The following is a 17279-nucleotide window of genomic DNA, read 5'->3' on the forward strand; positions in this document are numbered from 1 at the left end:
ATTCGTCTCCTTGTTAAAAATTCTTGTCGACGTCCATGCTAGTGGCGCGCGGCCCCGTTTAGAATGGATGAAGTTAGCGAATCCTTGTACTTTTTTGACATGGCCACTTTTCCCCGCTTCGCCCTGTACGGCGAGCAGACCCCGGCGGAAGCCGTACACGTCGAACTGATCGAGACGCGCAGCCGCCTGCACGACTGGCACATCGCGCGCCATACGCACCCCGGCCTGTTCCAGGTACTTTTTCTACTGAAGGGAAGCGTGCGCGCCGCGATCGACGAAGCGGTGTGGGAACGCAAAGGGCCGGTTGCGATCACCGTGCACCCGTCCGTCGTGCACGGTTTCGACTTCGCGGAAGGGGCGCAGGGCTATGTGCTGACGGTGGACCAGAACGTGCTGTTCGCCACGCCCGACCACCACGGCGAGTTGTTCGCGCCGCTGTTCGTCGAGCCGCTGTCGCTCGCGCTGGCGCGCCAGCCGCGCGCTCGCATCGAGGCGCTGCTGCGCAGCATGGTCGAAGAGGCGGCGTGGCCGCAGCAGGGCAATGCGCTGATGCTGGAATGGCTGGCGCGCAGCGTGCTGTTGCTGCTGGCGCGCACGCATGCGGAACAGAGCGCCGCAAGCATGTCCGGCCACGGCGAGTTCCGCCTGTTCGCCGCATTCCGCGCGGCCGTCGAGCAGCACTACAAGGACGGCGCGCCCGTCGCGCACTACGCCGACCTGTTGCGCGTGACGCCCGTCCGCCTGAACCGCCTGTGCCTGAAGCTGGCGGGGAAATCGGCGTTCGACATCGTGCAGGACCGGCTGATGCTGGAAGCCTGCCGCAAGCTGACCTACGCGCCGTCGAGCGTGGCCAGCATCGCCTATGAACTGGGCTTCCAGGACCCCGCGTACTTCAGCCGCGCCTTCAAGCGCCACGCGGGGATGACGCCGAAGGCATACCGCGCACGGCGCGCCGGCTAGAGCAAGGCGTTGAGCTCGACCTGGTATTGGATGAGGGCCGGCAGACAGCGCTCGATCATCTGCGCCACGCTCATGCGGCCCGCGTGCACGCTGATGTTCATCGCGGCCACCACGTCGCCGCGGAAGTTCCGGACGGGCACCGCGATCGTGCGCAGGCCCAGTTCCAGTTCCTGGTCGACGACGGCATAGCCCCGCTCGCGGGCCCGCGCGATCTCCTCGACTAGCCGCGCGCGGTCGACGATCGTATGCGACGTGATGGGCTCCGGCGCCGCGCGCGCGAGGAAACGGTCGGACGCCTCCGGCGGCAGGCTCGCGAGCAGCATGCGCCCGTTCGCCGTGCAGTACGCCGGCACGCGCGTGCCCGGCTGCAAGGTCGCGGAAATCAGCTGACCCGCGCTGACGGCGGCCACGCACACGAGGTCGTCGTGGTCCAGGACGCCGACGGACGCCGCCTCGCCCAGCGCGTACGCGAGCCGGTACAGCAGCGGTTGCGCGATGCGCGGCAGCCGCGCCGAATGCAGGTACGACTGGCCGAGGCGCAGGATCTTGGGCGTCAGCGTGAACTGCTTGTTCTCGTGCCGCATATAGCCCAGCGCGGTCAGCGTGAGCAGATAGCGCCGCGCGGCCGCGCGCGTGAGGCCCGTGCGTTCGGCCACCTCGGCGATCGTCAGGCGCGAGCGCTCCTGGTCGAACGCCTCGATGACTTGCAGCCCCTTGTCGAGGCCCGCGACCATGTCGCGTTTGGCGGGTTCCTGGTCCATCGTATAGAAATTCAAGGATTTGTGCGAGTATCGCACAAAGCGTGCGAATAGCGGAAGTCGGGCGACATGGCCGTCTTGTCGGGAAGTGGCCGATTTTCTACGATGGACCGGCTCGCACAACCTTCCGACATCAGGAGACACCGTGAAATTCGACGACGTGCAACCCGGCGTGTGGCCGGAGCTCATCCATCCCGCCTATAAATCGACCGTCAAGCGCGGCCCGCTGCAGCCGGCGCTGCGCATCGATGCGCCGGTCGCCACCAGCCGCAACATCGACCCTGCCCCGCGCATCCTGCTTCCGCACGACACCGACCTGACGCGCCGCGGCCAAGGCGCCCCGCTGGGCGAAAAGATCGTCGTGACGGGCCGCGTCGTCGACGAGGACGGCAAGCCGGTGCGCAATTCGCTGATCGAAGTGTGGCAGGCCAATTCGGCCGGCCGCTACTGGCACCAGCGCGACAACCACGACGCGCCGCTCGACCCGAACTTCTTCGGCTTCGGCAAGATGATGACGGACGACGACGGCCGCTACCGGTTTGTCTCGATCAAACCCGGCCCGTACCCGTGGAAGAACCACGACAAGGCATGGCGCCCTGCGCACATCCACTTCTCGCTGTTCGGGAACGTGTACGCCCAGCGCCTCGTCACGCAGATGTACTTTCCGAACGACCCGCTGTTCCCGTACGACCCGATCTTCAACAGCATCCCCGACGAAGCGGCGCGCCAGCGCCTGGTCTCGCGCTTCTCGCTCGACCACACGGTGGGCGACGAGATGCTGGGCTACGAATTCGACATCGTCCTGCGCGGCCGCGGCGCCACGCCGTTCGGACTCTGAAAGGAATCATAATGAGCAAGATCACGACCTCGCAGACCATCGGCCCGTTCTCGCACGAAGGCTGGCAATGGGCGGTGGACTTCTGCGCCGCCAGGCGCCTGGAGACGAGCGCGCCGACCATCGTGCTGCACGGCGTCCTGTACGACGGCGACGGCAACCCGATCGACGACGCCCAGATCGAAGCGTGGCTGCCGGCGGCGGCGGCCGCGGAAAGCGCCCAGGAAATCCCGGGCTTCCGCCGCACGCCGACGGGCAAGGCGGGCGAATTCAGCCTGCGCCTGTCGGTCCCGCCGCGTCCGGCCGGCGAACCGGTCGCGTACGTGACCGTGTTCGCGCGCGGACTCACGAAGCACCAGTTCACGGCCGTGTTCCTCGAGGACGATGCGACGCTGGCGGCATCGGCTATCCTGGCGCAGGTGCCGGCCGACCGGCGCGACACGCTCATCGCGCGCAAGGACGCCGACGGCACGTACCGGTGGGATATCTGGATGCAGACCGACAAAGAGACGGTGTTCCTCGACTACGCTTGACGAATCCGCTGCCCTGGAACCGTCGTTCCCGGCACTGCCGGGACCCAAGTTTGCATGCGCCGCCGTGCAGCGAGCACAATCGGGTCCCCGCCTTCGCGGGGACGACGTATCGACTTACCTGGCCAACATGAGGAGACCGATGGCCGTTTCACTGTTCGACACCCTGCTGAGCACCCCGGACATGATCGCCGCGTTCGACGACGCCGCCCTCATCCAGGCCATGCTCGACTTCGAAGCGGCGCTGGCCGCCGCGCAGGCCGACGAAGGCCTGCTGCCCCGCCACGCCGCGCAAGCCATCGCGGCTGCGTGCCGCGCGGACCGCTTCGACATCCCTGCCCTCGTCACGGCCGGCCGCCGCTCCGGCACGCTGGCCGTGCCGCTCGTGAAGGAACTCACGCGCCTGGTGGCCGAGACGGACCAGGAGGCGGCAAGCCTTGTCCACTGGGGCAGCACGAGCCAGGACGTGCAGGACACCGCGATGGTGCTCGTCACGCACACCGCGCTGCGCCTGCTCGACGCCGATCTCGCCGCGCTGTGCCGCCGCCTGCTGGCGCTGGGCGAATCGCACCTGTCCACGCCCGTGCTGGCGCGCACGCTGCTGCAGCCCGCGCAGGTGACGGGCTTCGGCTTCAAGGTCGCGGGCTGGCTCGCGCCGCTCGTGCGCGCCCGCGCACGCCTGCGCGCGGCGGCAGGCGACGCCCTGCAGCTGCAGCTGGGCGGCGCCGTCGGCACGCTGGCCGTGATGGGAGAACGCGGTCCCGCCGTCGCGCACCGCATGGCGCAGGCGCTGGACCTGAAGACGCCGGCGGCGACGTGGCACACGCAGCGCGACGAATGGGTACGGCTCGGGCTGGAGGTCGCGCTGCTGACGGGCAGCCTCGGCAAGATCGCGGCCGACCTCGCGCTGATGGCGCAGGGGGAAGTGGGAGAACTCGCGGAACCGTCGGGCGGCGGGCGCGGCGGCTCGTCGGCGATGCCGCACAAGCGCAACCCCGTGTCGTCGATGATCGCGTTGGCCGCCGCTACGCGCACGCCGCAGCATGCCGCGACGCTGCTTGCCGCCATGGGCCAGCAGCACGAGCGCGGCCTCGGCAACTGGCAGGCGGAACTGGCCGAGTGGCCCACGCTGTTCCTGTCCGCCCACGGCGCGCTGCGCGCATTGAACGATGCCTTTGCCGGCCTCACGGTCGACACGTCCCGCATGCGCGCCAACATCGACGCATTGCACGGCCTCGTCGCGGCCGAAGCGCTGTCGATCTGGGTCGCGGACGCCATCGGCCGTCCCGCCGCGCACGCAGCCGTCGAGAAGATGACGCAGACGGCCGTCGCGGTTGGACGTCACCTGCGCGACGTGGCACGCGACGCCATCGCCGCCGATCCGACGCTCGGCTCACTCGATACCAATGAGCTCGGCGCCCTCTTCGACCCGGTGGCCGCCACCGAACCTGCCCAACGCCTCGCGCGCGCGCGCCTGGCCGCACTCAAGAAAGACATAGCATGAGCTTCGATCCCCTCGACCACGACCTGCTGCGCGGCCTGGACCAGCGCCGCGCCGTCCTCGGCGACGCCTGGGTCGAGCGTTCGCTCGCGAACGCCAACACCTTCACCGCCGACTTCCAGAATTTCATCACCCGCTATGCGTGGCACGACATCTGGGACCGTCCCGGCCTGCCGCGCAAGACGCGCCGCACGATCGTCCTCGCCATCACCATCGCGCTCGGCCGCTGGGAAGAATACGAGCTGCACGTGCGCGCGGCGCTGCTGGGCGATGCCGACAGCCGGTTGACGCCCGACGAGTTGAAGGAAGTGCTGATGCAGTCGGCGATCTATGCCGGCGTGCCCGCCGCGAACACGGCGTTCGCCCAAGCGGCGGCGATCCTGCGCGACGTCGGTCCGCAGATCGGCTATACGCTGGAGCCCGCGTCGCCGCTCGCCAGCACGCATCCCGGCGTGGGCCGCGAAGGCCGCACGGCGAGTCTCCCCGCCCTGCACTACAGCGTGCGCGCACCGCGCAACGGCAAGCGCCCCCGCCACACGGTCGTGCTGAGCCACGCGCTCGGTTGCGACCTGACGATGTGGGACGCGCTGGCCAACCAGCTGGCCGCCGACTGCCGCGTGATCGCCTACGACCACCGCGGCCACGGCAGTTCCGATGCGCCGGCGGGTCCGTACGCGATGGCCGACCTGGCGGACGATGCGGCGCGCCTGCTGCGTGAACTGGACACCGGCCCGGTCGTGTGGATCGGCCTGTCGATGGGCGGCATGGTGGGCCAGGAGCTGGCGCTGCGCCACCCGGCGCTCGTCGGCGCGCTCGTGCTGGCGCATACGACGTCGGGCTATCCGGACGCGGCGCGCGACGTCTGGCGCCAGCGCATCGCGACCGTGCAGGAACAAGGCATCGAGGCCATCGCGGACGCCGTGATGGGCCGGTATTTCCATGAAGGCTACCGCGCGGCCCATCCCGCAACGGTTGCAAGGTTCCGCGAGCGCCTCGTCACGACGGATGCCCAGGGCTATGCCGGCTGCTGCGCGGCCGTGGGCGGCGTCGACACAACGGCGCGCCTCGGACAAATCGCCGTGCCGACGCTCGTGCTGGCCGGTGAACTGGACCAGGGCACGCCCGTCGACATGGCGCGCACGCTCGCGGACGGCATCCCCGGTGCGCGCCTGCAGGTGCTGGCCGAGGCATCGCACCTGGGTGCCATCGAACAGCCGGACACGTTCATCGCTGCCGTCACGGCGTTCGTCGACAGTTTGTAATGGCGCAACGAACATGTTGCAAAGATATAACGCCGCACTATACTGAGTCATTCCCGTCCGATTCCCAATCGGTACGCACATGACGCAATGGCTCTCCCGTTCGACCAGGATCGGTTACGTCCTGGTCATTCTCCTGGTGGTGGCAACAGCCATCCTGCTGGCCTGGCAGCATTTCGGGATGACGCGCACCCTCGAGATATCCCCGCAGCATCCGCATGGCGCCAGGGTGACCGACGACCGCGACAACACGCGCGGCAACAGCGCGAACGGCAATTCGGTCGCGTCGCTGACCGTCACGAAGGATGCGTTCATCATGCGCTGCTACCTGGGCGCCGCCGCGACCTACCCGTACTGCAAGCTGCAATTCCAGATGGGCGACCTGGTCAAGGGCATCGACATGTCCGGCTACGACACGATCGCGTTCGACCTGCGCTATACGGGCCGCGGCTGGCACGTCCTCAAGCTCCACCTGATGAATTTCGAACCGGAATTTTCGACGCTGGAGGACTGGAATTCGCAGCGATTCAACGAGTTGCTGATCAACGTACCCGCCCAGCCCGAATTCACCGCGCCGATGCATGCCGTGCGCACCGCCGACTGGTGGCATTTCTCGCGCCGGATCCCGCTGTCGAAAAGCTATGTCCGCCTCGACCACGTCACGACCGTGGAATTGGCGACGGACAACTATAACGACACGGGACAAGTCGTCACGGTCGAGCTGAGGAAGATCGAGTTCCGCGGCAAATGGATCTCGCGGGCCACGTTGATGAGTTGGCTGGTGTTCGTGTGGATCGCGTGCGGCGTCATCGGCCTGTCGCTGGGTCTGCTGCACTACCGGTCCGGCCTGCAGGCCAACAAGACACGCGTGGAGCAACTGGCCGCCATCGACCGCGAGCGCAAGGAAGCCGAAGCGGCCCGTGAGACGGCGCTGGCGGAGGCCGTCGCGCTGGCGCGCCAGCGCAGCCAGTTCCTCGCGCAGATGAGCCACGAATTGCGCACGCCGCTCAATGCCATCATCGGCTATGCCGACCTGCTGGGACGCGACCGCGAGCACCTGTCCGAACGGCTGGCCTCGGGCCTGGCCACGATCCACGAGAGCGGCCAGCATCTGCTCACGCTGATCAACGACATCCTCGACCTCGCGCGGGTCGAAGCCGGCAAGATGGTGCTGCACCCGGCCGCCGTCCATCTCGAGACGTTCCTGCAAGTGCTGGCGAACATCATGCGGGTCAAGGCGGAAGAGAAAGGCCTGGGATTCAGCTACGAGCTCGCTCCCGGCCTGCCGGCCGCGGTGACGATCGACGAGACGCGGTTGCGCCAGGTCCTGCTCAACCTGCTGGGCAATGCCGTGAAATTCACCGATACCGGCAAGGTCTCGCTGCGGGTGCTGCCGGCCGCATCGGCCGGCGCGCCGGACAGCGCGCGGCTGCGCTTCGAAGTGGCCGACAGCGGCATCGGCATGGACACGCAACAGCTCGGACGCATCTTCCGGCCGTTCGAACAGGTGGCGGCCGCGCAGCGGCGCGAAGGCGGCACGGGCCTGGGCCTGGCCATCAGCCAGCAACTGGTGCAGCTCATGGGCGGTCATATCGACGTGGTCAGCGCGCCCGGCAAGGGCAGCACGTTCTCGTTCGAGATCGACGTGCCGGTGGCCGCCGCCGCGCCGGCGGTCGTGGCGCCGCACGACACCGTGGTCGGCTACGAGGGCGAGCGCAAGCGGTTGCTGGTCGTGGACGACGTGCCGCAGAACCGCGCGATGCTGCAGGACCTGCTGCAGGAGACCGGTTTCAACGTCGCCGCGGCGACGAACGGGCTCGAATGCCTGGTCCTGCTCGACAGCTTCAGGCCCGACCTGATCCTGATGGACGTCATGATGCCGGTGATGGACGGGAACGAGACGACGCGGCAGATCCGTCACATGCCGGGCTGGGGCAACGTCCCGATCATCGCGGTGACGGCCAGCGCCAGTCCGGACGACGAACGCAAGAGCCGCGACGCCGGTGCCGACGCCTTGATCGCCAAGCCGGTCGACCACGACCTCCTGCTGCGCACCATCGGCAGGCTGCTGGCGCTGCAGTGGATCACCGGAGAGCCGACGTCCGAGGGCGGCGACGACGCCGCGCTGGCCGTCCCGCCGGCCGACGAGATCGAGGCGCTGTGGCAGCTGGCGCAGATCGGCAGCATGCGCGAGATCCGCGCGCGGGCCGCCTACCTGCGCGGGCTCGATCCGGCCTATGCGCCGTTCGCGAACCGCCTGGACACGCTGGCGCAGGGCTACCATTCGAAGCAGCTGGCGGCGTTCGTGGCGCGCTTCCGGACCGGGGACGCGGCCCGCCGGCAGGACGATTTCCAATCGATGCGAACATGATCCATTGGCTCTCCCGCGCGACCAGGATCGGTTACGCCCTGGTCATCCTCCTGGTGCTGGCGACCCCGGTCCTGCTGGCCTGGCAGCACTATGGCATGACGCGCACCCTCGAGATCTCCCCGCGGCATCCGTATGACGCCGCAGTGACCGACGACCGCGTCCTGCCGCGCGGGAACCCGGCGCCGGGCAATTCGGTCGCGGCGCTGGCCGTCACGCAGGATGCCTACATCCTGAGTTGCCAGATGGGGAAGGCGGCAAGGTATCCGAATTGCGCCATCCGGTTCCGGCTGGGCGACCCGGGCCAGGGCATCGACATGTCCGGGTTCGACACGGTCACGCTCGACGTGCGCTATACGGGCCACGGCCGGCATGTCGTCAAGCTTCACCTGCTGAATTTCGAACCGGAGTTCTACGTGCCGGGCCAGTGGGATGCGCAGCGCTTCAATGAAGCGCTGATCGATATTCCGGCCCAGTCCGAAGTCACGATCCCGCTGCATGCCTTGCGCACCGCCGACTGGTGGCACTTCGCGCGCCGGATCCCGCTATCCAAGAGCTATGTCCGCCTCGACCACGTCACGACCGTGGAACTGCAGGCGGACGACGCCAGCGCCGCCGGCCATGCCATCACGGTCGAAGTCCGCAGGATCGAATTTCGCGGAAAATGGATCGCCAGGACGACGCTGCTCGGCTGGCTGATGGCCGCATGGACAGGCTGCGGCATGCTCGGGCTGTCGCTCGGCCTGCTGCACTTCCGGTCCGGCATGCAGGCCAGCAGGACGCGCCTCGAACAGCTGGCCGCGATCGACCGGGAACGCAAGGAAGCCGCGGCCGCGCGCGAGACCGCGCTGGCGGAGGCCGTCGCGCTGGCACGCCAGCGCAGCCAGTTCCTCGCGCAGATGAGCCACGAATTGCGCACCCCGCTCAACGCCATCATCGGCTACGCCCAGCTGCTGGGACGCGATTGCCACGACCTCACCGAACGCCAGTCGGCCGGCCTGGCGACCATCCGCGAGAGCGGCCAGCATCTGCTCACGCTGATCAACGACATCCTCGACCTCGCGCGGGTCGAAGCCGGCAAGATGGTGCTGCACCCGGGCCCCGTCCATCTCGACACGTTTGTCCAGGTGCTGGCCAACATCATGCGCGTCAAGGCCGAGGAGAAGGGCCTGGCGTTCAGCTGCGAGCTCGCCCCCGGCCTGCCGGCCGCGGTGACGGTCGACGAGACGCGTCTGCGCCAGGTGCTGCTCAACCTGCTGGGCAATGCGGTCAAATTCACCGACAGCGGCAAGGTCTCGCTGCGGGTGCTGCCGGCCGCGCCGCCCGGTGCGCCGGACATGGCGCGGCTGCGCTTCGAAGCGGCCGACAGCGGCATCGGCATGAACGCCCAACAGCTGGCGCGCATCTTCCAGCCCTTCGAACAGGTCGCGACGGCGCAGCGGCGCGAAGGCGGCACGGGCCTGGGCCTGGCCATCAGCCAGCAACTGGTGCAGCTCATGGGCGGCCATATTGACGTGGTCAGCGCGCCCGGCAAGGGCAGCACGTTCTCGTTCGAGATCGACGTGCCGGTGGCCGCCGCCGCGCCGGCCGCCGCGGCACCGCACGAGACCCTGGCGGGCTACGAGGGCGAGCGCAAGCGGCTGCTGGTCGTGGACGACGTGCCGCAGAACCGCGCGATGCTGCAGGACCTGCTGCAGGCCACGGGCTTCATCGTCGCCGCGGCATCGACCGGACTCGAATGCCTGGTCCTGCTCGACAGCTTCAAGCCGGACCTGATCCTGATGGACGTCATGATGCCGGTGATGGACGGGAACGAGACGACGCGCCAGATCCGACACATGCCGGGCTGGGGCGACGTGCCGATCATTGCCGTGACGGCCAGCGCCAGCCCGGACGACGAACGCAAGAGCCGCGATGCCGGTGCCAGCGCCTTGATCGCCAAGCCGGTCGACCACGACCTCCTGCTGCGCACCATCGGCAGGCTGCTGGCGCTGCAGTGGATCACGAGACAACCGGCGCCGGAGGGCGGCGACGGCGCCGCGCTGGCCGTCCCGCCGGCCGACGAGATCGAGGCGCTGTGGCAGCTGGCGCAGATCGGCAACATGCGCAAGATCCGCGAGTGGGCCGCCTACCTGCGCGGGCTCGACCCGGCGTATGCGCCGTTCGCGAACCGCCTGGACACGCTGGCGCAGGGCTACCAGTCCAAGCAACTGGTCGCCTTCGTGGCGCGCTTCCGGAACAATTCCGAAAAAGTACTCGACGACCGGTCAGTGTAGGCGTCGTCGGCCGTGACGCTCAGGCGCGCACGACGCGCTGGTCGATGACGCCGAACGGCGCGTCGCCGTCCGCGCCGCGCGCGCGCATGCGCACCCGGTCGCCGAAGCGCATGAATTGCGTGCGCGGTTCGCCGTGATCGATGATCTCGATGACGCGGCGCTCCGCGATGCAGGCCGAGCCCACGGCACGGTTCGCGCTCGACACGGTGCCCGAGCCGACGATCGTCCCGGCGCCCAGCCTGCGCGTACGCGCCGCGTGCGCGACCAGGTCGCCGAAGCCGAAATTCATCTCGCCGCCATTCGGGTGACCGAACGTCTGTCCGTTCCATTCGACGTCGAGGTCCAGGTACACGCGGCCATCGTGCCACGCGTCCCCCAGCTCGTCCGGCGTGACGGCCACGGGCGCGAAGCTCGTCGACGGCTTCGCCTGCAGGAAGCCGAAGCCGCTCTTCATCTCGCGCGGGCCCAGCGCGCGCAGGCTCCAGTCGTTCAGCTGCACGACCAGGCGTATGGCGTCCAGCGCCTGCGCGGGCGTGGCGCCCATCGGCACCTTGCCGACGACGACGCCGAATTCGCCTTCGAAATCGATGCCCAGCGCCTCGTCCGGCAGCGGCACGTCGTCGTGCGGGCCGAGGAAATCGTCGGACGCGCCCTGGTACATCACGGGCACCGTGTCGAAATCAGGGATGGGCGGCGTGTTGAATGCGCGCTCCATCAACCGGCCATGGTTCAGGAACGCGGACGCGTCGCACCACTGGAAGGTGCGCGGCAGCGGGGCCATGCAGCGCTGCGGTTCGAAGTCGACGCTGCCGGCGGCCGTGTCCGCGTTCAGCATGTCGGACAGGCGTTGCAGTGCCTGCGCGGCGCTGTCCCAGCGTTCCAGCGCGATGAGGAGATTCGGCGCGATCGTGCCCGCGTCGACGGCCCGGCGCAGGTCGCGCGATACGACCATCAGGCGCCCGTCCGGCGAGCCGTCGCGGTAGGTGGCGAGTTTCATTCCATCCCCCTCAACCGCGCGGCAACGCGAGCAGCGCGTCGTCGACGATCGCCACGGCGCGCGTCCAACCGGCCGATCCCGCACGCACCTTGTGCGGGAAGCACGATACGTAGAAGCCATGGCCCGGCAGCGCTTCCAGATTGTGCAGCTTCTCCAGGTGGCAGTAGCCGATGTCGCGGCCGGCCTTGTGGCCTTCCCAGATCAGCGACACGTCGCCCGTCTCGGCGATCTTCTGCGCCGTGTACGAGAACGGCGCATCCCAGCTCCACGCATCCGTACCGGTGAGTCGCACGCCCCGCTCCAGCAGGTACATCGTCGCTTCGTAGCCCATGCCGCAGCCTGCCGACACATAGTCGTTGTGGCCGTAGCGGCTGCCCGCACGCGTGTTGACCATGACGATGTCCAGCGGCTGCAGGTCGTGGCCGATGCGCTGCAGTTCCGCTTCCACGTCGGCCGCGGTGGCGACATACCCGTCCGGGAAGTGGCGGAAATCCAGCTTCACGCCGGGCTGGAAGCACCATGCCAGCGGCACCTCGTCGATGGTGATCGACTTCTTCTTTTCCCCTGTCTTCGCATCCATCGTGGAATGAAAATGGTAAGGGGCGTCCAGGTGCGTGCCGCTGTGCGTCGTCATGGTGACCCACTCCGCGGCGGCCGCTTCGCCATCCGGATAGTCCGCCGGCGTCGTGCCGGGGATCATGGCCATGAACTCGTGCAGCGTGTCCTGGTGCTTCTGGTAGGTGATCTTCGGCGCCAGCGGCGGCGGGTCGGACAGGACTTCGTTTTCCAGGTAGATCGACAGGTCGATGAATTGGCGGGTCATGGTGTCTCCTCAGATGGGTGCCGCGAGCGCGCCCAGCGTGGCGCGCATGATGCGGGCATGTTCTTCCTTGTCGCCGCCGGCGATCTCGATCTCGCCCAGGCGGCCCGAGTTCTGCACGACCATGCGGCAGCGCTCCCAGCGCCTTGCGAGATAGCGGTCCAGCGCCTGGTCGACGCTGCCGGCTTTCGACAGCTCGTCGGCCAGCACGAGCGCGTCCTCGATGCCGATGCAGGCGCCGGATGCCATGTGCGGCGTCGTCGCGTGCACGGTGTCGCCGATCAGGACGACGCGGCCCTTGTACCAGGGGCTCGGCATCAGCAGGCTTTCCAGCGGGCGGTAGATGATCTGCGAGTCTTCGTCCAGCTGCTCGCGCACGCGCTGCAGGCGCGGGTCGGGAAACGGCGCCAGCAGCGCTTTCACGCGCGCCAGGAATCCGGACGGGTCGATGTAGTCGTTCGTCTCGCGGTCTTCCGTCACGAACACATACATCTCGTCTTTGGACACCGGGTTCAGGCCCGGCTTGATCTTCGGCCCGAGCCACATCATCGTGCCGTTGATGTCGGCGGGACGCGGCAGCACGGCGCGCCAGACGCCCTGCCCGCTGTAGCGCGGTTTCGGCGCATCCGGGAACACGGTCTCGCGCACTTTCGAATACAGGCCGTCGGCGCCGATCACGAGGTCGTAGCGGCCCGTGGTGCCGTCCGTGAACGTGACGTCGACCCCGCCCGCATCCTGCTCGATCCGGGTGAACGTGCAGCCCAGGCGCACGTTCGCGCCGGACTTGCGCGTGGCGTCGGCCAGGATGCGGGCCAGCACCGGGCGCATGATGGCGCCGTTGCCCGGGACGTCCGGGCCCGCCAGGCGCGGCGTCGGCAGTTCGGCAACCTTCTGGCCGGTCGGGATGTGGATCTCGACGCCGTCGGACGCCGCGCCCTCGGCGAGGAATTCGTCGATGACGCCCAGTTGCACGAGCGCGCGCATCGTCGCGCCGCCCAGGCTGATGCCGGCGCCGTACGAACGCCAGCCCGGGTCGATCTCGACCAAGTCGACGGCGACGCCTCGCTTGCGCAATTCGATGGCGGCAGCCATGCCCGAAAAGCCGCCCCCGATGATAAGTACCTTGTTGACTGGTGCTGCCATGTCAAGTCTCCCGAATATGAATATTGTTGTCGTCTACAACGAGTTCGACGCGCTGCAGGCGCTGGCCCAGGCACGGGCCCAGCGTGCAGACGCCCGTCGCGATATCGAATTGGGCACCGTGGGCCGCGCACACGATGCGGTCGCGCGCGGTATTCAGGTACGCGTCCTTGCGCCAGGCCATCGGCGTGCCCCCGTGGTGCGGACAGGCGTCGCGCCAGCCGACCACACGCTCGCCCTGGCGCACGACGAGCACCGTGTCCTGGCCCGTGCGGGCCGGATCGAAGCCACGCGCATCGCCGTCCGGCAGCTCGTCGAGCCGGCACAGGAACACGTCAGTGCCTTTCGCCGGCGCCGGCTGCCCCCGGCGGCGGCCCGCCCGCTCCGGGTGGTGGTCCACCCGGAGCCCATTTGTCGCGCTGCTGGAACAGGAACAGCTGCGACGCATCGGCGCTCATCGGGATTGCACGTGCCGTCCACCGGTCGTCGTGCAGGTCCATGTCCGCATCGTACTCGACATGGCAGCCGAGCGGGCTGTTGAAGTACCAGAACCAGTTCGACCCCATCTTGTGGCGGCCCGGGCCCCAGAACGATTGATAACCCTTGTTCACGAAGCGCGTGCCCGCCTGCAGGACCTCGGTTGGTCCGCCCATGTGGAACGTGAAGTGTTCGCAGCCCTTCATGAACGGCGGCGTCTGGATCAGGAACAGCGTGTGATGGTCGTCGGTACCGGCCGGCTTCAGGAACGGACCGGCGCCCAGCAGGCGGTCGGTGCAGGCAAAGCCCAGCCGCTCGACGTAGAAGGCTTCCGCCTTCGCGGCATCAGGCACGAAATACACGACGTGCGACAGCGTGCGCGGTTTCGCGGGCGCGTTTTCGTCGACGGCCGTGTGGTTGACTGGACGGTTCGGCGCGCCCGGCGCGTTGACCGCTTCGGCGGGCAGGTCGAGCGGGCGGCGCACCGTCACCTGGAAACCGAGCACGAAGCCCATGTCGTCCACCGCCTCGATGCTGCCGTCCGGGAGCGTGCGCACGCCGCGGTCGCGCGCCAGCTCGGTGGCGACGGCGTCCAGCGCCTGCTGGTCCGCTACGCCGTAGATGGTCTTGCGCAGCATGCTCGCGGTGCCGAGGCTGGCGGGCAGCGCCGGATCGTCCTTGTGCGCCAGCACGATCGCGGTGCCGTCGAGTGCCTCGAAGCGGCCATCGCCGGCGTGGGTCAGGCCGTAATCGGTCAGGTACAGTGCGCAGCCGGCGACGTCGTCGACGCCGAAGACCAGCGCGTCGGGTCCAATGATGTTCATGTATGTCTCTCTGTCGTATCCAAGGGTCAAAGGGCGGTGCGGCCGCCCAGGTTTTCGGCCACCCAGTCGGCGATGTACGCGCCGGCATTGGCCGAGTTGTCGAAGCTGGAGTGCTGCACGCCGCCTTCGCGCTCCGTGAACACCTTCAGCTCGCGCTTGGGGCTGTTGACGAGCTGCTCGTACGTGCGCTCCGCCCAGTGAAGCGGGATCTGCGAATCCTTCTCGCCGTGCGTGACGAGGAACGGCACCTTGATGCGGTCGAGGATACCGTCGAGGTGGACTTGTTCCGCGATCTGCATGAACTCGTCCTGGTCTTTCGCACCCCACACCCAGCGCACGTGTTCCCAGTAGTGCGGCACGGGGAAGCTGCCCTCTTTCGCGAGGCGCTTCTTCTGCACGTCGCGCCAGTCGTGGTTCGCGCCCCACACGACACCCATGGCGAAACGCGGCTCGAACGCGACGGCGCGCGGGCAGTAGTAGCCGCCCAGCGACACGCCTTCCAGGCCGATGCGCCGGGAGTCCACGCCGGCACGCGTCTCGAGCCAGTCGACGACCTTGCTCGCCCAGCGCTCACTGTCGTACACCGCATGCATGCCGTGCAGGCGCAGCGCCTCGCCGGTGCCCGGCTGGTCGATCACGAGCGACGCCACGCCACGCTGCGCCAGCCAGGCCGGCAGGCCCACCCGATATTTCATCTCCTTGGTCGAATCGAGGCCGTTGACCTGGACGAGGATCGGTGCCGGCCCATCGACGTTCCCGGCCCGTACGTACAGGCCGGAGATGTGCGCATCGCCGTACGGGATCTCGACGCGCTCGCAGTTCTCGCCGGCCAGCTTCACGCCGCGGGCGAACACGTCGAGAAATCGGCTGTACAGCGCCAGGCGGCCCGGCGCGCCGTGCGCCTGCAGGCGTTCCGCCGTCAGCAGGTAGATCGCGGCGCGGTTGTACTTGTCGCCCGCGGAGATCAGGCGGCCACGCGCCTCATCCTCCTCGGCCAGGTCGCACAGCTTGTCGGCCATGCGCGACCACGTCTCGCGGAACGCCTTCGTGCCGGCGGCGTCGGGCTGCTTCGCCGCGTCCTGCAGCGGCGCGCACATCGCCTCGATCTCGCCGATCCGGGCGCCCATCTCGATTGCCAGGTCGACGGAAAGGTTCCAGACGTAATTGGTTGGGAAATACTTGAACATGTTGAATGCTTGGTTGATTGATCGGGCTGCGTCGATGGTTACTGTACGGACCGTAGGATGGATGAGTAAAATGGATTTTTCCCATACGAGCTATCCATGGCATGAATACGTTTTCCTGCCGGGGATGGAGAAAAAAAACGGGGCGGCATGCGCCGCCCCGTCGGAGGGAGTGCGAAACAGTCAGGCGCCGGCTGGCAACACGGTCCACGCGCCGCCGGCGCGACCGGAGGCCTGGACGGTTTCGATGAACTCGACCGCGCGCAGGCCGTCAGCTATGGTCGGGAATTCCGCGTCCGCGGGCGGCGGCTCGCCCGTGCGTGCCGCAAGCAGGTGGATTGCCACCTCGCCGTACAGCGAGGCGAAGGCTTCCAGATAGCCCTCCGGATGGCCGCCAGGTATCCGGCTCACGCGCGCCGCCGCGCTGTTCGCGGCGGCCGTGCCGCGCCTGACGATCCGGGTCGGTTCGCCCAGCGGCGTCCATAACAGCTCGTCCGGCGTCTCCTGTACCCACTGGATGCCGCCCCGGCTGCCGTACACGCCGATGCGCAGGTCGTTGGCATGGCCCGGCGCCACCTGGCTGGCCCAGAGCATGCCGCGCGCCCCGCCCCCGTAGCGCAGCAGCACCTGCACGTCGTCGTCGACGGCCCGCCCCGGGACGAAACTGTTCAATTGCGCCGCGAGGGCTTCCACGGGCAGGCCGACGATGGTGTCGGCAAGCTGCCACGCATGGGTGCCGATGTCGCCGATCGCGCCGCCGCCCGCGCGCGCGGGATCGGTGCGCCAGGCGGCCTGCTTCTGGCCGTCCTGCTCGATCGGCTCGGCCAGCCAGTCCTGGGCATAACGCACGTTCACGACGCGGATATCGCCCAGCAGGCCCTCACTCACCATCTTGCGCGCGTGGCGCACCATCGGATAGGCCGAGTAATTGTGCGTCACCGCGAAGACCAGCCCGCGCTCGCGTGCCAGGTCGCGCAGCATGCGGGCGTCGGAGGTGTTCGTCGTCACCGGCTTGTCGCAGATGACGTGGATGCCGGCTTCCAGGAACGCCTGCGCGACGGGCGCATGCATGTGGTTCGGCGTGACGATGCTGACGGCCTCGATACCGTCCGGCCGCGCGGCTTCGGCCCGCGCCATCGCGGCGTAGTCCGCATACACGCGGTCCGGTGCGAGGCCCAGCGCGAGGCCGGAGCGGCGCGCGGCGTCGGGCCGCGAGGACAACGCGCCGGCCACGAGCTCGTAGCGGTCGTCGAGCCGCGCGGCGATACGGTGGACGGCGCCGATGAAGGCGCCCTCGCCGCCGCCGACCATGCCGAGCCGGATCCGGCCGGGGAAGAGCGAATCGTTCAT

The 17279-nt window shown here is 68.5% G+C and carries 15 protein-coding genes; 7 read left to right on the plus strand and 8 right to left on the minus strand.

Annotation, left to right across the window (positions count from 1 at the left end; genetic code table 11):
• Positions 1-99: 99 nt before the first annotated feature.
• Positions 100-960 (plus strand): helix-turn-helix domain-containing protein, encoded by an 861-nt coding sequence (locus QPK29_RS00875; RefSeq protein WP_371769319.1) that lies wholly within the window; start codon positions 100-102, stop codon positions 958-960.
• Here the strand turns inward: QPK29_RS00875 and QPK29_RS00880 are convergent.
• A complete protein-coding gene (locus tag QPK29_RS00880) occupies positions 957-1721 on the minus strand; it encodes an IclR family transcriptional regulator domain-containing protein (RefSeq protein ID WP_371769504.1) in 765 nt (254 codons plus the stop codon). The two genes, QPK29_RS00875 and QPK29_RS00880, sit on opposite strands and share 4 nt — an antisense overlap.
• Positions 1722-1863: 142 nt before the next feature.
• On the opposite strand from QPK29_RS00880, the gene pcaH reads away from it, so the two are divergent.
• The 6 genes from pcaH (at position 1864) to QPK29_RS00910 (ending at position 10487) form a co-directional block, all read left to right on the plus strand.
• On the plus strand, positions 1864-2556 hold the full coding sequence (gene pcaH / locus QPK29_RS00885) for a protocatechuate 3,4-dioxygenase subunit beta (RefSeq protein WP_056125351.1): 693 nt from the start codon (positions 1864-1866) through the stop codon (positions 2554-2556).
• Between the two features lie 11 nt (positions 2557-2567).
• The gene (locus tag QPK29_RS00890; protein WP_371769320.1) at positions 2568-3086 is read left to right on the plus strand and encodes a peptidase associated/transthyretin-like domain-containing protein; all 519 of its coding nucleotides are present in this window, start codon (positions 2568-2570) and stop codon (positions 3084-3086) included.
• 139 nt (positions 3087-3225) lie between these two features.
• Positions 3226-4587, plus strand: coding sequence for a 3-carboxy-cis,cis-muconate cycloisomerase (gene pcaB, locus QPK29_RS00895; RefSeq protein ID WP_371769321.1), 1362 nt, complete (start codon positions 3226-3228; stop codon positions 4585-4587).
• Complete coding sequence (gene pcaCD / locus QPK29_RS00900; RefSeq protein ID WP_371769322.1) at positions 4584-5846, plus strand: bifunctional 4-carboxymuconolactone decarboxylase/3-oxoadipate enol-lactonase PcaCD; 1263 nt, start codon at positions 4584-4586, stop codon at positions 5844-5846. The genes pcaB and pcaCD overlap by 4 nt, the downstream gene beginning before the upstream one ends.
• Positions 5847-5925: 79 nt before the next feature.
• Entirely contained in the window at positions 5926-8214 is a 2289-nt protein-coding gene (locus tag QPK29_RS00905) for an ATP-binding protein (RefSeq protein WP_371769323.1), read from the plus strand.
• On the plus strand, positions 8211-10487 hold the full coding sequence (locus QPK29_RS00910) for an ATP-binding protein (protein WP_371769324.1): 2277 nt from the start codon (positions 8211-8213) through the stop codon (positions 10485-10487). The genes QPK29_RS00905 and QPK29_RS00910 overlap by 4 nt, the downstream gene beginning before the upstream one ends.
• Positions 10488-10506: 19 nt before the next feature.
• Here QPK29_RS00910 and QPK29_RS00915 read toward each other — a convergent pair whose 3' ends face one another.
• The 7 genes from QPK29_RS00915 to QPK29_RS00945 all read right to left on the minus strand — a co-directional run bounded on the left by QPK29_RS00915 (position 10507) and on the right by QPK29_RS00945 (position 17279).
• Entirely contained in the window at positions 10507-11484 is a 978-nt protein-coding gene (locus QPK29_RS00915) for a fumarylacetoacetate hydrolase family protein (RefSeq protein WP_371769325.1), read from the minus strand.
• A gap of 10 nt (positions 11485-11494) precedes the next feature.
• Entirely contained in the window at positions 11495-12307 is an 813-nt protein-coding gene (locus QPK29_RS00920) for a cyclase family protein (protein ID WP_056125338.1), read from the minus strand.
• Between the two features lie 9 nt (positions 12308-12316).
• The gene (locus tag QPK29_RS00925) at positions 12317-13447 is read right to left on the minus strand and encodes an FAD-dependent oxidoreductase (RefSeq protein ID WP_371769326.1); all 1131 of its coding nucleotides are present in this window, start codon (positions 13445-13447) and stop codon (positions 12317-12319) included.
• Between the two features lies 1 nt (position 13448).
• On the minus strand, positions 13449-13778 hold the full coding sequence (locus QPK29_RS00930; RefSeq protein WP_371769327.1) for a Rieske (2Fe-2S) protein: 330 nt from the start codon (positions 13776-13778) through the stop codon (positions 13449-13451).
• Between the two features lies 1 nt (position 13779).
• Positions 13780-14745: a VOC family protein gene (locus QPK29_RS00935; RefSeq protein WP_371769328.1), complete on the minus strand. Its 966-nt coding sequence runs from the start codon at positions 14743-14745 to the stop codon at positions 13780-13782.
• Between the two features lie 26 nt (positions 14746-14771).
• Entirely contained in the window at positions 14772-15932 is a 1161-nt protein-coding gene (locus QPK29_RS00940; protein WP_371769329.1) for an alpha/beta hydrolase family protein, read from the minus strand.
• A gap of 180 nt (positions 15933-16112) precedes the next feature.
• Complete coding sequence (locus QPK29_RS00945; RefSeq protein ID WP_371769330.1) at positions 16113-17279, minus strand: Gfo/Idh/MocA family protein; 1167 nt, start codon at positions 17277-17279, stop codon at positions 16113-16115.

The organism is Massilia orientalis (assembly GCF_030411975.2).
GTDB lineage: Bacteria > Pseudomonadota > Gammaproteobacteria > Burkholderiales > Burkholderiaceae_D > Telluria > Telluria orientalis.

Excerpts from the sequence above, each read along its gene's own strand:
- QPK29_RS00935 (WP_371769328.1), bottom strand. The coding sequence starts at position 14,745 with ATGAACATCATTGGACCCGACGCGCTGGTCTTCGGCGTCGACGACGTC.
- QPK29_RS00920 (WP_056125338.1), bottom strand. The coding sequence starts at position 12,307 with ATGACCCGCCAATTCATCGACCTGTCGATCTACCTGGAAAACGAAGTC.
- QPK29_RS00880 (WP_371769504.1), bottom strand. The coding sequence starts at position 1,721 with ATGGACCAGGAACCCGCCAAACGCGACATGGTCGCGGGCCTCGACAAG.
- QPK29_RS00945 (WP_371769330.1), bottom strand. The coding sequence starts at position 17,279 with ATGAACGATTCGCTCTTCCCCGGCCGGATCCGGCTCGGCATGGTCGGC.
- QPK29_RS00875 (WP_371769319.1), top strand. The coding sequence starts at position 100 with ATGGCCACTTTTCCCCGCTTCGCCCTGTACGGCGAGCAGACCCCGGCG.
- QPK29_RS00940 (WP_371769329.1), bottom strand. The coding sequence starts at position 15,932 with ATGTTCAAGTATTTCCCAACCAATTACGTCTGGAACCTTTCCGTCGAC.
- pcaCD (WP_371769322.1), top strand. The coding sequence starts at position 4,584 with ATGAGCTTCGATCCCCTCGACCACGACCTGCTGCGCGGCCTGGACCAG.
- QPK29_RS00915 (WP_371769325.1), bottom strand. The coding sequence starts at position 11,484 with ATGAAACTCGCCACCTACCGCGACGGCTCGCCGGACGGGCGCCTGATG.
- QPK29_RS00905 (WP_371769323.1), top strand. The coding sequence starts at position 5,926 with ATGACGCAATGGCTCTCCCGTTCGACCAGGATCGGTTACGTCCTGGTC.
- pcaB (WP_371769321.1), top strand. The coding sequence starts at position 3,226 with ATGGCCGTTTCACTGTTCGACACCCTGCTGAGCACCCCGGACATGATC.
- QPK29_RS00910 (WP_371769324.1), top strand. The coding sequence starts at position 8,211 with ATGATCCATTGGCTCTCCCGCGCGACCAGGATCGGTTACGCCCTGGTC.
- QPK29_RS00890 (WP_371769320.1), top strand. The coding sequence starts at position 2,568 with ATGAGCAAGATCACGACCTCGCAGACCATCGGCCCGTTCTCGCACGAA.
- QPK29_RS00925 (WP_371769326.1), bottom strand. The coding sequence starts at position 13,447 with ATGGCAGCACCAGTCAACAAGGTACTTATCATCGGGGGCGGCTTTTCG.